The organism is Sphingomonas sp. 66-10 (assembly GCF_001897045.1).
In the GTDB taxonomy this organism is placed as follows: Bacteria; Pseudomonadota; Alphaproteobacteria; order Sphingomonadales; family Sphingomonadaceae; genus Sphingomonas; species Sphingomonas lycopersici.
This window is the reverse complement of record NZ_MKRR01000037.1, coordinates 8,449-23,304: the sequence shown is the minus strand read 5'-3', so window position 1 is coordinate 23,304 and position 14,856 is coordinate 8,449. Positions and strand designations below refer to the sequence as shown.

Here is a 14,856-nt window from a genome sequence, read left to right as displayed (position 1 = left end):
TCGATCACCCTCACCCGATTTCCAGAAGCGGCCGGGCCAACGGGCGCTTCGTCGACACTCGTGGCTATGCCACGATCTCCAGCAAGCGCGCGAATTGCTGTCCGCCATGCATATCGCGTTCGATCATGCCGCCCTGAGGCGCGGTTCGCGGGTAAGAGAATTTGACGACATTGAGATCGGGGACAGCGAACCATTTCACCGAATCTTCCGGTACCCCGAAAATCCCGGCTAACCGCCCGGCAGAAAGAGCCTCGGACCGCGCATAAAGATCGAACGAGCTCCGATCCTTGAAGAACAGATCCACCGTAATCCAGAACGGGCCGGCGTTCTTCGAGCGTATGTATCGGCAGATCTCATTAACCCTGGGCATCGGCGAACTCCGCGCTTTCGATCATGACGGTGCGTACCAGCGCCATCGGATCATCGACCCGGATGACGTGGTTCAGCTTGAACTCGAACACGCGCCCGCGCCCGATCTCGGCGGGGGAGAAGGGGAAGCCGTAGCTCGGCAATTCCATCTCGCGATCGAGCGGCATGTGGAAGAACAGCGGATTGCAGGTCTTGGCGATCAGCGTGGCCAAGTCCTGCGTCCGCGCGGTGGCGACGAACAGCAGCCCGACCTCGCGCGGTGGCGTGGCGGGCGGGGCCACCGTCGTGCCGGATACCGCATTCCAGCCATAGGCGCGCAGCGAGATGTTGAAATCGCCGATCGCCTTGCCGAGCACGGCGTAGATGCGGGCCGTCATCATTTCCTGCATCTGTGCGAGAAAGCGGTCGATTTCGCCCAGGACCTTCGGGTCCTGGATACCGACCAGCATGATCGTCTGGAACGGGCCGCCCGCAGCGCCCTCCAGCTTCATCGTATAAGGACGCGGATCGAAGCGCGAGCCCCGCACCTGCACCACGCGATCGTCGACGGCGCGATAGCGTGCTTCCGTCACGTCGAGGATTCCGCCGGGCTCGACCAGATGGAAGGGGTCGCTGTTCTCGTAGAGCATGTGCGACGACGCCGAATAGGGATCGCAGACGTTGGCGGCGTCGAGCGGCTCGATCTCGAACGCTTCCGTGCCGATGCGGATCAGCACGCCGCCCTCGCGCGGGTTGCGAGTGCACAAGCCGCCGCACTCGGCGATCTTCGCTGCATGCCAGGCCGAGCCCACATCCGCACCCTTCATCAATGGGATCGCGGCGAGCACAGCAGTGTCGGTGGTGCGTCCGCCGAGCACGATGTCCGCACCCGCCTCGATCGCGGCGACATATGGCTCCGGTCCCATCAGCGCGACGATATGGTCGCACGCCGCGAACATCGCCGGATCGACCGTCGTCATTGGCGCGAGCGGCGTGATCGCACCGGCGGCGGCAGCAGCCGCCATGTCGGCGGGCCGCTGCTCCGAATAGAGCAGGGCGATCCGTGGCGAGAGACCCTCCTCCCGGGCGATCTCGATCGCGATGTCGCGGGTCCAGTCGAGCGCGGCGTCGGCACCGCTCGTCCCGCACGATCCGATCAGCAACGGTATCCGGGCTTTTGCCTGCGCGAGCATAAGCAGGCGCAGATCAGCCTTCACCGCGTCGCGCGAATATTTGGATTGTGCGGTGGCGAGATATGCGGGGCCGCTATCGGTCGAACCCGCGTCACATGCGATCGCGTCTGCGCCAAGCGCCAGCCCCTCCTCCAGGTTCGATGCGCGTACGCCGGTGCCCAGCGCCCCCACGGGCACGATCACGTTCACTGTGTTGGTCAGTCGGGTCATGCTGGTGCCTGCAGGTTCACAAGATTTTCGAGGAAGCGTTCGACCGCAGGGGTTGCGCTCAGGCCGGCGTGGGCGATGCCGGGGACGATTGTCTGCGCCGCGGGCATGCTGTGCTCAAGCCAGTTGCGGAGCAGGGTGGCGTTACGCTCCAACCGGTTGCGCCCGAGCGATGCCATGTCGGCCGAATGGGCGGCGAAGCCCGACGGATAGACGAACTCCTCGGTATCGAGTTCGCCGATAATTAGTTGCGAGGGCACCTTGCGCATCGCCTCCAGATCGAGCGGCGCGCCAAAGCGCTGCGCGAAATCGCGCGTGCCGATCCAAAAGTCCCGGCTGTCGTCGATCAGCGTGACTCCTCCCGGCGCACCGACCGATACGGATGCGAGCCGATCGGGATGCAGATAGTAGAAGCGGTGCGCAAAATGCCCGCCGCCGGAGAAGCCGAACAGGTCGAAACGAGGGAAGGCAATGCCGAGCAACGCTTCCACCTCCGCAATCATGCCGAGCAGGATGCGATCATAGCGGATGCTGCCCTCCGCGATATATTTATACCCGTCAGGATTGCCGTCCCCCAGCGCGCCGACCGGGAACAGGGGCGCAAGCACGACATAACGGTTGCGATCGGCGAATGGCGCGAGCGCGTCGCGATAGGCCATGCAGCCGCGCGCGGAGCCGTGGACGGCGATCAGCAGGCGGAACCCCTTGGGATCTTCCAGCAGCGCTGTCGGTAGATGGAGGCAATAAGAGAAGCGCGGGTCTGCCGCGTAGGCGATCTGCGCTTTCGGGAATCTAAGGCGGGGGTCGGAAGAGGCGGGCATGGCATGTCAGTCCTCAGGTAAGCGCGGAGGGAGCGGGCTCGGCGGTCCGTTTCGCAGCATCCTCGGCCAGGGTGCGGAGGTTTTCCTCGTGCCGGTGGCGATCGATGCGGAACATCCAGACCATCGCGATGGCGGCGGCGTTCACCAATATCACGATCGGTAGATAGAGAGCGCCGAGCCACCAAAGGGTTGCAGCCGGGACCGTCGCTGCGTGCGCGTGCGCCGGGAAAGCGATGAACGCCAGCAGGCCGCCCGAGATCATCACACCGAAACCCGATACTGCCTTGGTGAAGAAGCCATCCGCGGCGAACAGCAAGCCTTCGGAACGACGGCCGGTGGCGACCGCCAGTTCATCGGTTACATCCGCCAACATCGAGTTCAGCAGCACGGCGGTCATCACGTAGAGCACGCTCGAGACGAAGATATCGGCCATCAGAATGGCGTAGAGCGCCATCGTTCCGTTGGCGGGCATCAGGCCGATCAGCCGCAGCAAGATCGGCAGGCCCGCGAAGAGCACCGCGAGCGTAAAAGCCGCGAGCGCCGCCTCGCGCTTGCCCATGTTTCGCGCCACCACCGGCACCAGCGCCGCGCCGGCAAAGGTGGCGATCGCAGTCATCGTCGCGATCCCAGAAAGCTGATGTTGGCTCAGACCCCAGAAATAGAGGCCGAAATAAAGTTCCAGCCCATTGCGCACGCCGCTCGATATCGACACCAGCATCCCGACCGAAAGAATCGCGAGGGCGGAACGGTTACGTAACATGCCGAACATCTCGCCGAAGGCGCGCCACGGCCCGCCACCGTCACGGGCGGGCTTCGACAACCAGGGGACGATCCACTGCGTTGCCCGTGCGGAAATCAGGATCACCACCAGGATCACCACCGAGCAGAACAGGGCGAAGGCGAAATAGCCGTTTCGATCCGTTACGCCGCCGGTACCATCCGGCGCCACCTTCAGGAAATATTGATAGGCGAGCACGGTGGCCCCAAGTCCCGCCAGCGTGCGGAAGAAGATGCGCAGCGACACCAGCGTGGTGCGACGGTCATAATCGGTCACAAGCTCGGGGGCGAGCGCCTTGGAACTGTTCTCATAGAGCGAATAGCCGAAACGGACGACCAGATAGCTGGCGATCATCCACACGTAAGTGGCGGTGTGCCCGAACGATGTCGGCGGGTTCCACAGCAGGAAGAACGCGATCGCCAGCGGCAGCGCCGCACCATACATCAGCGGATGGCGCCGCCCCAGCGGGGTGCGCAGGCGATCCGAGTACCAGCCGACTACCGGATCGGTGACGGTATCGAACACCGTGGCGATCAGGATTACCGAGGACACCGCAGCCGGCGGCAGCCCGATCGCCTGATTGTAGAAGATCAGCAGGAAGGTCTCGAGGATCTTGAGCTTGATCCCCGACGACACCGCGCCCAGCGAATAGAGCGTCAGTGTGCCGTTGCCGACGCGCGGCATGGTGGTGGAGGGGGCGGCGTCGGCCATCAGAACTTCGCCTTGAACCCGATGAACATCCGCCGTCCCACGATGTCATAGGTGTTGAGATCGATCGTATAGGCGCCGACCGGCGACAGCACCGAAATCGGTGGCGTGCGATCGAACAGGTTGGTTACGCCACCGCGCAGCTCGAAATTGCCGGCTACCTTTACGCCGAAGTCGAGGTCGAAATAGCTAACCGAGGCTGTGTGGGGCAGCGCCGGCTTGGCCACGCCGACATTGCCCGAATTGTTCATCGGCCCGATGTAGCGCCAGCGTAAGCCGAGATCGAAAGCCTCGCCCGAATAACGCAACGAGGATGTGGCTTTCCAGCGTGGCCGGGCGGAAGAGAACAGGTCGATCTGCGTGTTCTGGATCGTGCCCGCATAATCGAGGAACGCTGCGCCCGGCAGCGTCTGGATCTCGAATTTGTCGAGATAGCTTAGGTCCGTGCCCAGCGTGACGGTACCGCTCTTCAGCCCCAATTCCGACAGCGGGATCGGCCAGCTCGCGGCAATATCGATCCCCGCTGTCCTGTAGCCGCCGAGATTGAGGCGCGGGTTCGAAATGCCGCCGATCTGCCCGGTCGCGGATTCGCGGCTGATGAGCTGGCAGAACTGGTTGTTCGGGTCATAGGTCGGATTGCTGCCGTCGGCGTTGAAGCACCTCTGGACAGCGAGCGGGCCGCTGATGTTGCCGAGCGCGTCCTTGATCTTGATGTTGTAATAATCGACCGACAGTGTGAATCGTCGGAACAGCCCGCTCGCATGGACGGGCGCGAACACCATGCCGATCGAGAAGGTGTCCGCCGTCTCCGGTTTCAACGCCAGATTGCCCGCTGTGATCGTCCGCGCGCGGGTCGCGCCGTTGATATAGCTGTCGATCAGATTGGCGGGCACGCCCTGCGCGAGGCACAGGCTGCGCACCTGCGTTGCGCCGGCATAGCCCCCCGCGCGATAGCCGCTGCGGATATCGCACGGGTCGCCGCCGGGGATCGGCCCGAGCGTACCGAGCGACGCTGAGTCCAGCGTCGTCGCGCTGAACATGTCGCCGACGCTCGGTGCGCGGATCGCGCGAGCATAGCCGCCGCGGACCATTACCGCGTCGATCGGTTTCCAGTCCAGATCGGCCTTGTAGGTGCTCGCGCCGCCCGAAATCCGATAGTCGGAATAACGATATCCGAGGTCTACGTTGAGCGATCGGAACATCGGTACATCGGCCAGCACCGGAATCAGCAACTCGCCATAGATCTCCTTCACGGCGTCATGCCCGCCCGATGACGAGGTCGGCAGGAAATTGGCGAGGTCGCCCGAGGCGATCACGGCGTCCGGCGTGAAGGCATAGGAGGTGCGCCGATAATCTGCGCCGGCGGCGAAGCGTACCTTCCCCGCGGGCAGGGCGAACAGGCTACCGGTCAACGTACCCTCCACGACGAACTGGCGCAGGCTGGTCGTGCTCTCGGCGTTGCGCGCGATATAGGCGCGGCACGCGTCAGAGATCGGCTGTGGGCCAAACGGGTTGAAGCCCCCCGAGCACAATTCATTGCCGCCGTCCGCCGCGTTCAGCAGATTCTGTACTGCGCTTATGCTGGGATAATTGATCTCGTGCGCGGTGTAGAGCGTGCGGCCGAGCGTCGCATAGGCGCTCCACGCGACATCGCCGAGACCGAGCTTCCCATCGGCACCGGCGGTGATCTGATAGACGTCGTAGCGGTCATGCTCGGTTCGCGCGCCCAGCACGTCGAACCTCTTCTGGATCGTGAAGGGTGCCGTCGGATTTGCGCGGGAGGCGAGCAATGCCTGAAGATCCGCCGGAATGAAGGGGTTGGTGACGGGAACCGTCAGGATGGAGGAAGTGGAGCTTGAATTGGGCGGTGGCCCGGCAGTCGTGGCGTCGTAGCGGGTGTAGAGCCCCTGCACGAACATCTTGGTCGACGAGCCCAACTCATATTCCGCGCGGCCGTAGCCGGTGTAGCGTTCAAGGGGCACCTGCGCGTAATTGAAATAACCCGTGTCGGCATAAAGGCTGTTGTTGTAGGTGGTGTAGATACCCGTCGTCGGGCCATTATAGCCAAGCAGGCTGTTCTGCGCGCGGAAGATCGTGCCGTCCGCGTTGAAGCTAAGGGCAGTCGATCGGGAGACGCTGCCCGTCGCTGCGCCGTAGCGTGCGAAGATTGCGTTGACTGCTGCCTGGCTCGGCAGGTTCGCGGCGTTGACCAGCAGGATGCCGTTGGGCGTGTTGGTCGAAAGCGCCTGATCGTCGAGATAGGGACGTGCGCGGAAGCCCAGGCTGTCGCGCGCCGAATAGACGGCCGCCAGCGTGACGTTGCCGCGCCCACCGGCGAAACTCGTACCCGCCGTGATCGAAAGCTCACGCGTCGCCGCATCGCCCTTGTCGGTGATCGACGTCTGGCCGCCCAGTTCGACACCCTCGAAACGTCGACGGAGCTTGATATTGACGACGCCGGAGATCGCGTCCGAACCATAGACTGCGGAAGCGCCGCCGGTGATCGTCTCCACGCTCTCGATCAGCGCGGAGGGTAGGACGTTGAGGTCGGCCGAGCCGTCCGGATTGGCCGGCTGGAGCCTGCGGCCATCGACTAGCACGAGCGTCCGCTGGCTTCCCAGTGCACGCAGGTTGAGATTAGCCTGCCCGCCGCGCGCGTTGAAGCTCGATGCCGATCCCGCGGACGGCGCGAACTGCGGAAGCTGGTTGAGCGTCGTCTCCAGTGTTGGTGACCCGCGAGAGGCGATCGCCTCCTGCCCGATGGTGACGATCGGAGTCTGCGATGTCGTATCGCGCCGAGCAATGCGGGAGCCGGTGACGACGATATCGGGCTGCGTATCGGCTCGCGCGGTTGCCGCAGGAGCCGGTGCGGTGTCCTGAGCGCGCGCAACGCCGCTCCACGTCCCCGAAACAATGGCGATCGCCAACGCACTCCGGCTGACCAGCATTTACTCCTCCCCTCACATGTTGACGATTTCCGTCAATTCGTCTGCTATCGTCGATATTGTCGATAGGATGGGTAAGGAATCAATCTTGATGATTTCCGTACATGATGAGGACGGCCAGATGTACCTTTCGGCGCAGGAAGCGGCAGACGCCCTAGGCGTCTCGCGTACGACCCTCTATGCCTATGTCAGCCGGCGCGGTATTCGGTCGGTTGCGGTTCCCGGCAGCCGGGAGCGGCTATATTGGCGCACCGACATCGAGCGTGCGAAGACGGCGCGAGGAAGACCGCCCGTGCGCCGCGAGAATGCGCCGCCGCCGGAATCGGCGATTTCGCTGATTGGGCCGGATGCGCTTTATTATCGCGGCATGGACGCAGTCGCACTGGCCGAGCACCACAGCCTCGAACAGGTCGCGGCTCTATTGTGGGACCAGCCGGAGGCGGCGGTTTTCACCGATCGTCTGCCCATATTTCCAGAGACGATGCGGCAGGTCGCGGCGACGTTGCGCACGTCAAGCGGCACCGCGCGCGCTGCCGCTGCATTGCCGTTGATCGAGGACGCGAACCCTCGGTCGTTCGATTTCTCGCCCGCCGGCATGGCCTCGAGCGGCGCCGATGTGTTGCGGAGCCTCACCGCGCTCAAGCTCGGCGTCCCCGCGCCATCTGCCGCACCGATCCATGAGCAGGTCGGCGCTCACCTCGGCCTGTCGTCCGCCTGGCAGGATTTCGTGCGGCGGATGCTCGTTCTGTCAGCGGATCACGGTTTCGAGCCCAGCACCTACGCCGTCCGCAGCGTTGCAGGCATTGGCGTGTCACCCTACAGGTCGGTTGCCGCCGGCCTGTTGCTGGTCGGGGGGCGGCGCACGCAACTTGGCCGGTTCGATGTCATCACGCGGTTGCTGACCGATATCTGTGAAGGCGATCCTGACGAAGTGATGCTCGCCCGGCTAAAGGGGGATGATCAGGTACCCGGCTTCGGCTACGACGCCTACCGCCACCGTGACCCGCGTGCCCGGGCGTTGCTCGATCAGCTCGATGTCGTGATGGGGGACGCGATCGGCCTGAAACGTCTCAAGCGCGCTATCGCCATCGTCGAGGATGCGCGGGGCCTTTATCCGGATTATGCGCTGGTGTCGGAGTTTGCCGGACGTCAGTTCATGGAAGATAAGCGGGATTCGATGTTTGTGCTGGGGCGGTGCGTCGGCTGGATTGCTCATTCGATCGAACAATATCGCACCGGTGAGGCGATCCGGCCGGCGTCAATCTACACCGGGCGACTTCCGGATCAGGTTACTTGAGACCGCGACGCGCTCAACCTCGGTCGTTCAACCCTGTTCGACGCGATCCCGAAACCGCCCTCGCTCACCTCGCTCTAGGCTAGGGTCCAGACGGCGGACATTGCTCGCCTTCAATGGTGGCTAAGCTGCTATTTGCGACGCCTAATCCTGGAGCTACTTCCGCACGTTCGCCACGAAGGGCGAACGTCGGGGCAGGGCTTCAGACGGTCGGAACAGTGCCACCGTCAATAACGAACTCGGAGCCGTGGATGGCTGCAGCACGATCCGAGGCCCTGGCAATTCGAGAAGGATGGTCAGCCCGTCCAAATCGACGTTCAAGGCCCGATCACGCTGGACGAAGCCAGCCTCTCCCGCATCGCGGTGCTCGATCACATCGGCATCGGCTCCTTCATGGAGTCCGATGTGCGCGAAGCCATCGAGGCAGGCCGTCTCGTTCGGGTTCTGGAAGAATGGACGCCGCCACTGGCACCTCTATGTCTCTATTATCCGAACAGACGGAATTCCTCGGCCGCATTCAGGGCTCTGATCGACATGGCGCGTGGTCATAGCCAGAGCTGAGGTCAGCTAGGCGGCCTCGAAAAATACTGGTCTCGCGGGTCGCGAAGCCTCAGTTGTTGTGGTTAGCGTGCGGCGGTTCTAGGCGACTTGGGCCCTGAATTCACTACCCCCGACTTTCGCAACAGCTGTTGAAAACCAGAATCGGCGCCTATCGCTCCATGGCTTCGACATTCGCCGTCACCCGCTGCAAGAGATTGATCAGCATGGCGACTTCCGCCTTGGTGAAGCCCGACATCATCTCGCTGTTAGCCTGTTGAAGAATTGCCCGCCCTTTCGGCAACTTGGCCTGTGCCGTTTCTGCCAGTGATACCAGACTGCTCCGCCGATCGGCCGGATCCGGCTTGCGCTGGACGAGGCTGTCGCGTTCCACGCGAGCTAGCAGCTGCGCCATTTCGGTTGCTGGCAGCTATCAGCGACTCGCATCTTGATCCGGTCCGACGGCAGTGTGCCAGGGCTCCGTTCACAAAGTCGCCTCGAGACGGAGACGAGTGCATTCTCCGACGGATGCAGAGATAAGATGTGGACACCAACCCGCCGAGCGGCGTTATGCTGTCGCGGACGGAGGGCGCGATGCACTTTACGATCAACGGGATGCAATATGATGCGGATATCGACGTCCGCACATCGTTGCTCGATCTGCTGCGCGAGCATCTCGGCCTCGCCGGAAGCAAGAAGGGGTGCGATCACGGCCAGTGCGGGGCGTGCACCATTCTCGTCAACGGGCGGCGGATCAATGCCTGTCTCACGCTGGCGGTGATGCACCAGGACGATGAGATCGTGACGATCGAGGGCCTCGGGACGATCGACGATCTCCATCCGATGCAGGCGGCGTTCGTCCGGCACGACGGCTATCAATGCGGCTATTGCACACCGGGCCAGATATGCTCCGCGGTCGGGATGCTGGACGAGGTGGCGCGCGGCTGGCCGAGCCACGCATCCGCCGATCTTGCGCGCCCGATATTCGATGACGACGAGATTTCCGAGCGGATGAGCGGCAATCTCTGCCGCTGTTCGGCCTATCCCAATATCGTCGACGCGATCCGCGAGGCTCACGCTGCGTCGATCGAGTCGGAGCAGGCGGCGTGAGAGCGTTCGACTTCACGCGTGCGGATAGCCCGCAAGCAGCGGTCGCGGCTGGCGGGCGCTTCATCGCCGGTGGCACCAATCTCATCGATCTGATGCGGTTGGAGGTGGAGACCCCCGAGCGGCTGATCGACATCAGCCGGCTCGATCTCGCGCGGATCGAGGACCGCGCCGATGGCGGGCTGACGATCGGCGCATTGGTGCCGAACAGCGATCTCGCCGCCGACCGCCGCGTGATCGAGCGTTACGAGGTGCTGAGCCGCGCGCTGCTCGCTGGTGCTTCCGGGCAGCTCCGCAACAAGGCGACGACCGGCGGCAATCTGCTCCAGCGCACCCGCTGCTATTATTTCTATGACACCGCCGCGTGCTGCAACAAGCGTTCGCCGGGCGCTGGGTGCGACGCGCGCGGCGGCTTCAACCGTATCCACGCCGTGCTGGGGACCAGCGACGATTGTATCGCCACGCATCCCGGCGACATGCCGGTCGCGATGCAGGCGCTGAATGCGGTTATCGTCACGCTCATGCCCGGCGGAGTGTGCCGGCGGTTGCCGATCGCGGATTTCTACCGCCTGCCGGGAAGCACGCCGCAAATCGAAACCGTCCTCGAGCCCGGCGAACTCATTACCCATGTCGAATTGCCGCCACCGGTCGCCGGTGCGCGACACCTCTATCGCAAGGTACGCGACCGCGCCTCTTATGCCTTTGCGCTGGTCTCGCTCGCGGCGCTGGTGAAGGTGACCGACGGGCGGATCGCTCATGCGGCGCTGGCCTTCGGCGGCCTCGCGCCGCGACCGTGGCGCGATCCGGCAGTGGAAGCCGCGCTGATCGGCCGGGAACCGAGCGTCGAAGTCTTTGCCGCTGCGGCGGACATATTGCTCGGCGAGGCGCGAGGATCCGGCCACAACGATTTCAAGATGCCGCTCGCGCGCCGTCTGCTGATCGCCGCGCTTCGGGATTTGACACAATGACCGAATATCGCATGGACGAGGCGCACGCCGGCCTCGCGCTCGATCGCGGGGTGCAGGGCATCCTCGGTCGTCCGCTCGACCGGATCGACGGCCCCGCCAAGGTGACGGGCGCTGCCCGCTATGCGCTGGAGCATCGGCTCGAGCATCTGGTGTGGGGCGTGGCGATCACCGCACCGGTCGGCAAGGGGCGTGTCGTGGCGTTCGATACCGCCAATGCCGAGGCCATGCCCGGCGTGCTCGCAATCTATGCCGGGGATGAGGCGCTTCCCCGCCAGACGCCGGTATTCGGGCAGGATCGCGTGCAGCCCTATGACGGGACGATCGACAGCTGGGGCGAGATTGTCGGCGTCGCGATCGCGGAAAGCTTCGAGGCGGCGCGTGCCGCGGCGCGCGCGGTGATCGTCACCTGTACGACGGAGGACGGCGTGTTCGCGACCCGCGACGGCGAAGGCGATGCCTTCGGGCCGCCGGAAGGCGCGCTGCTCCCCAATATCGTCAAGGGCGATCTCGATCGCGCGATGGCCGAGGCGGCGGTGGCGCTGGACGTCGATTATTCCACCCCGCGTCAGGTTCATGCCGCGATGGAACCGCATGGCACGATCGCCGAATGGCATGGCGACAAGCTGACGTTGCGCTGTTCGATGCAGATATTCCGTCAGGCGCGGCCGGTGCTTGCCAATTCGCTGGGTATCGCGCCGGAGGATATCAGGCTGATCTCGCCGTTCATCGGCGGGGGTTTCGGCGGCAAGAATGTCAGCGCGGATGCGCTGCTGGCGGCGGTGGCGGCCAAACGACTGGGGCGGCCGGTGAAGGTCGCGCTTGCGCGGGCGCAGATCTTCCACGCCTGTTATGGCCGGTCGGACACCTATCAGCGCATCCGGCTGGCGGCGGACGCGCAAGGGCGGCTGATTGGCTATGGGCAGGATAGCCTTGTCAGCCAGAAGGTCGGCGCCAATTCGTTCGAGCCGGTGCCGCTCGGCGCGATCGCGCTCTATCGCGGCGAGCATCGCAGTTTCACGACGCGCGTGGCCCCGGTGAATCTCGTCGCGCATGGCCCGGTCCGTGCGCCGGGCGAGGCCGTCGGCATGATCGCGCTGGAATGCGCGATGGACGAGCTGGCGCGCGAACTGGGGCTCGATCCGATCGAATTGCGCCGGCGCAACGAGCCGGAGCGCGATCCGACGACCGGCCGCCCTTTCTCGTCGCGCCGGCTGATCGAATGTTTCGACGAGGGCGCGCGCCGGTTCGGCTGGGACAGGCGCGAGCGGCGCCGCGAAGGCGAGTGGCTCGTCGGCCACGGTGTCGCCACCGCCGCGCGCGTCAATTTTCTGGCGGATTCGAGCGCGCGCGTGACGCTGACCGGCGAGGGCCGCGCGATAGTCGAAAGCGACATGACCGATCTCGGCACCGGAACTTATACGATCCTTGCGCAAGTTGCGGGCGAGGCGCTGGGGCTGCCGGTCGAATCGGTCGACGTGCGGCTGGGCGACAGCGATTTCCCGACCGGCGCCGGATCGGGCGGCTCGTTTGGCGCAGCCTCGTCCGCCTCGTCGGTGGCGCTCGCCTGCGACGATATCGTGCGCTCGCTCGCCGCCGCGATGGGCGCGACGCCGGAGGAAATGACGCTCAAGGACGGCCACGTCATCGCGGGCAATCGCCGCGTGCCGCTGGGCGACTTGGTCGGCGATACGCCAATTGTCGCGATCGGCACGATCCATCCCGGCGCGAACAACCGCCGCTTCAGCCAGGCTGCGCATGGCGCGCAATTCTGCGAGGCATGGGTCAATGCGGTGACGGGCGAGGTGCGCGTGAAGCGGATGCTCGGCGTGTTCGATTGCGGGCGTATCCTCAATCACAAGACGGCGCGCAGCCAGGCGATCGGCGGGATGATCTGGGGCCTCGGCTACGCCTTGCATGAGGAGCTCCATATCGACCCGCGCACCGGCGCGATCGCCAACCGCGATTTCGGCGAATATCACATCCCCACCAATGCCGACGTGCCGCAGATCGAGGCGTGGTTCGTCGAGGAGGTCGACCGGCACGCCAATCCGGTCGGCGCGAAAGGGATCGGGGAGCTCGGCATTTCCGGTGCGGGCGCCGCGGTCGCCAATGCCGTCTTCGATGCGTGCGGCGTGCGCGTGCGCGACATGCCGATCACGCCGGACAAACTTCTCAACGGGCTACCGCCGATCTGATGGCCGACAATGATGCTGTTCTTGCCGCCGCCCGGGCATGGAAGGACGCGCCGATGGCGCTGGCGACGGTTATCTCCACCTGGGGCTCCGCCCCGCGCCCGCGCGGCAGCCATATGCTCGTCCATGCCGATGGCCGGTTCGAGGGATCGGTTTCCGGCGGATGCGTGGAGGGCGATATCCTCGATACCGCCGCACGGGTGATCGCGGGCGCCCCGTTCCAACTAAAACATTATGGGGTGGCGGACGCGAATGCGTGGGAGGTCGGTCTGCCGTGCGGCGGCCAGATCTCGGTTCTGGTGCAGCCGGTAACGGCGCAAGGCTTTCCGCCCGACCTGTTCGAGCAGATCGGCGCGGCGCGCGCCGAAGGGCGTCCGCTGGACATATTTACCGACCTTGCGAGCGGAACAAGCAGCGTCGAGCCTGTGGCCGGCGAAGCGTTCGTCAATCGTTATGACGCACCCCGTCGGCTGCTGATCGTCGGCGCGGTGCAGATTGCGCAATCGCTGGTCGCGCTGGCGCGGTCGCTCGGCATCGCGACGGTGGTGATCGATCCGCGCGGCAGGTTTCTCACCGAGGAACGTTTTCCCGAGACGACGCTCGACGATCGCTGGCCGGATGATGCCGTCGCCGCTTATCACCCGGGCCCGGCGACGGCCGTCGTCGCGCTGAGCCACGATCCCAAGATCGACGATCCGGCACTGATCGCGGCGCTCGCTGCCGGCGCGGGTTATGTCGGCGCGCTCGGCAGCCGCCGCAGCCACGTGGCGCGGCGCGAGCGACTGGCGGCAACGGGGGTATCTTCGCTTATGCTTGACCGTATCGATGCACCGGTGGGGTTGGATATCGGTGCGATCGGGCCGGCAGAGATCGCGCTTTCCATCGCAGCCGCGATCGTCGCGCGATTCAATGGACAGAGTTGATAGAAACGATGGCCCTGCGGCGAAGGGGCTAATCTTGATGCCGAAGGCATTGCGCTATCAGTGATGCTCATGTTTCATTGCCACGGTTCCCGACCAGGGTCAGTCAATCAGCGGCGGACTAGGGGACGGCACGTTCCGGATAGGGGCGAGCGTTCGTTTCTGGCGTTACAGTTCTGCGCGGGCGGCTGGTTCTGCGCCGAAATACGGCTTGTACGTGGACTACGACCAGGCCGCTTTCAGACGGGAATCAGGGTAGAGTTGTCTGACGGCCGCGAGCCGTGCGGCCGATCAGCTATGTCGGTCGGTCGCCGGCCTGGACCACCCCCCGCCGGTGGCGCGGATCAACCCGACCGCGGCCTGCACCCGCCGCGTTTCGAGTGACAAAGCGGTTTCGCGCATCCTGAGCGCGGCCGTCTGCGCCGTCACCACGTCGAGATAGGTCGCCGCGCCCTTCACATAGCGGTTGAGCGCGATCGCCTGCGCCTGTTCGGCGTCGGCCGCTGCCCTTTCCTCCGCCGCCTGCTCGGTGCCGAGGTGGTTGAGCAAGGCGAGCTGATCCTCGACATCCTGGAACGCACCCAGCGATATCGCGCGATAGCGCGCGGTCGTCTCGGCCCATTCCGCACGTGCCGCCGCAAGCTGGGCATGGCGTTTCCCGCCGTCGAACAGGCTGAGCGCGATGCTGGGCCCGATCGACCAGAAGAGATTGGGCGCGGCGATCAGCCCGGCGAGCGCGGTATTCTGGAAGCCTCCCGATCCACCCAGGGTGATCGCGGGGAAGAAGGCCGCCTTCGCCACCCCGATCCGCGCATTGGCCGCCGCCATCTCGCGCTCG

Annotated in this window: 12 protein-coding genes and 1 pseudogene; 6 read left to right on the top strand and 7 right to left on the bottom strand. The window is 64.8% G+C overall.

Annotated elements, in window-relative coordinates:
- Nucleotides 1–64: 64 nt before the first annotated feature.
- From BGN95_RS04580 to BGN95_RS04560, 5 genes are read right to left on the bottom strand one after another with little or no spacing between them, the layout of a single operon-like run.
- Nucleotides 65–370, bottom strand: a complete 306-nt coding sequence (locus BGN95_RS04580; protein ID WP_286771756.1) for a DUF4387 domain-containing protein — start codon at nucleotides 368–370, stop codon at nucleotides 65–67.
- Nucleotides 357–1,751, bottom strand: coding sequence for an acyclic terpene utilization AtuA family protein (locus BGN95_RS04575; RefSeq protein ID WP_286771755.1), 1,395 nt, complete (start codon nucleotides 1,749–1,751; stop codon nucleotides 357–359). Before BGN95_RS04575 ends, BGN95_RS04580 begins: the two co-directional genes overlap by 14 nt.
- Nucleotides 1,748–2,569 (bottom strand): alpha/beta fold hydrolase, encoded by an 822-nt coding sequence (locus tag BGN95_RS04570; protein ID WP_286771754.1) that lies wholly within the window; start codon nucleotides 2,567–2,569, stop codon nucleotides 1,748–1,750. The genes BGN95_RS04575 and BGN95_RS04570 overlap by 4 nt, the downstream gene beginning before the upstream one ends.
- A gap of 13 nt (nucleotides 2,570–2,582) precedes the next feature.
- Nucleotides 2,583–4,058: an MFS transporter gene (locus BGN95_RS04565; protein WP_286771753.1), complete on the bottom strand. Its 1,476-nt coding sequence runs from the start codon at nucleotides 4,056–4,058 to the stop codon at nucleotides 2,583–2,585.
- Entirely contained in the window at nucleotides 4,058–7,003 is a 2,946-nt protein-coding gene (locus tag BGN95_RS04560) for a TonB-dependent receptor domain-containing protein (protein WP_286771752.1), read from the bottom strand. Before BGN95_RS04560 ends, BGN95_RS04565 begins: the two co-directional genes overlap by 1 nt.
- Here BGN95_RS04560 and BGN95_RS04555 point away from each other — a divergent pair.
- Complete coding sequence (locus tag BGN95_RS04555) at nucleotides 6,969–8,297, top strand: citrate synthase (protein WP_286771751.1); 1,329 nt, start codon at nucleotides 6,969–6,971, stop codon at nucleotides 8,295–8,297. The two genes, BGN95_RS04560 and BGN95_RS04555, sit on opposite strands and share 35 nt — an antisense overlap.
- A 273-nt stretch (nucleotides 8,298–8,570) precedes the next feature.
- A pseudogene (locus BGN95_RS04550) lies at nucleotides 8,571–8,855 on the top strand (LysR substrate-binding domain-containing protein); the annotation flags it as partial.
- A gap of 148 nt (nucleotides 8,856–9,003) precedes the next feature.
- On the opposite strand, the gene BGN95_RS04545 reads toward BGN95_RS04550, so the two are convergent.
- Entirely contained in the window at nucleotides 9,004–9,246 is a 243-nt protein-coding gene (locus BGN95_RS04545; RefSeq protein ID WP_286771750.1) for a MarR family winged helix-turn-helix transcriptional regulator, read from the bottom strand.
- A 179-nt stretch (nucleotides 9,247–9,425) separates the two neighbouring features.
- Between BGN95_RS04545 and BGN95_RS04540 the strand changes: the two genes are divergently transcribed.
- The 4 genes from BGN95_RS04540 to BGN95_RS04525 are packed head-to-tail and all read left to right on the top strand — an operon-like array spanning nucleotide 9,426 to nucleotide 14,021.
- On the top strand, nucleotides 9,426–9,941 hold the full coding sequence (locus BGN95_RS04540) for a 2Fe-2S iron-sulfur cluster-binding protein (protein ID WP_286771749.1): 516 nt from the start codon (nucleotides 9,426–9,428) through the stop codon (nucleotides 9,939–9,941).
- Nucleotides 9,938–10,906, top strand: a complete 969-nt coding sequence (locus tag BGN95_RS04535) for an FAD binding domain-containing protein (RefSeq protein ID WP_286771748.1) — start codon at nucleotides 9,938–9,940, stop codon at nucleotides 10,904–10,906. Before BGN95_RS04540 ends, BGN95_RS04535 begins: the two co-directional genes overlap by 4 nt.
- Nucleotides 10,903–13,101 (top strand): xanthine dehydrogenase family protein molybdopterin-binding subunit, encoded by a 2,199-nt coding sequence (locus BGN95_RS04530; protein ID WP_286771747.1) that lies wholly within the window; start codon nucleotides 10,903–10,905, stop codon nucleotides 13,099–13,101. Before BGN95_RS04535 ends, BGN95_RS04530 begins: the two co-directional genes overlap by 4 nt.
- The gene (locus tag BGN95_RS04525) at nucleotides 13,101–14,021 is read left to right on the top strand and encodes an XdhC family protein (protein ID WP_286771746.1); all 921 of its coding nucleotides are present in this window, start codon (nucleotides 13,101–13,103) and stop codon (nucleotides 14,019–14,021) included. Before BGN95_RS04530 ends, BGN95_RS04525 begins: the two co-directional genes overlap by 1 nt.
- A gap of 288 nt (nucleotides 14,022–14,309) precedes the next feature.
- Here the strand turns inward: BGN95_RS04525 and BGN95_RS04520 are convergent.
- A partial coding sequence (locus BGN95_RS04520; protein ID WP_286771745.1) for a TolC family protein occupies nucleotides 14,310–14,856 on the bottom strand: 547 nt, incomplete at its 5' end.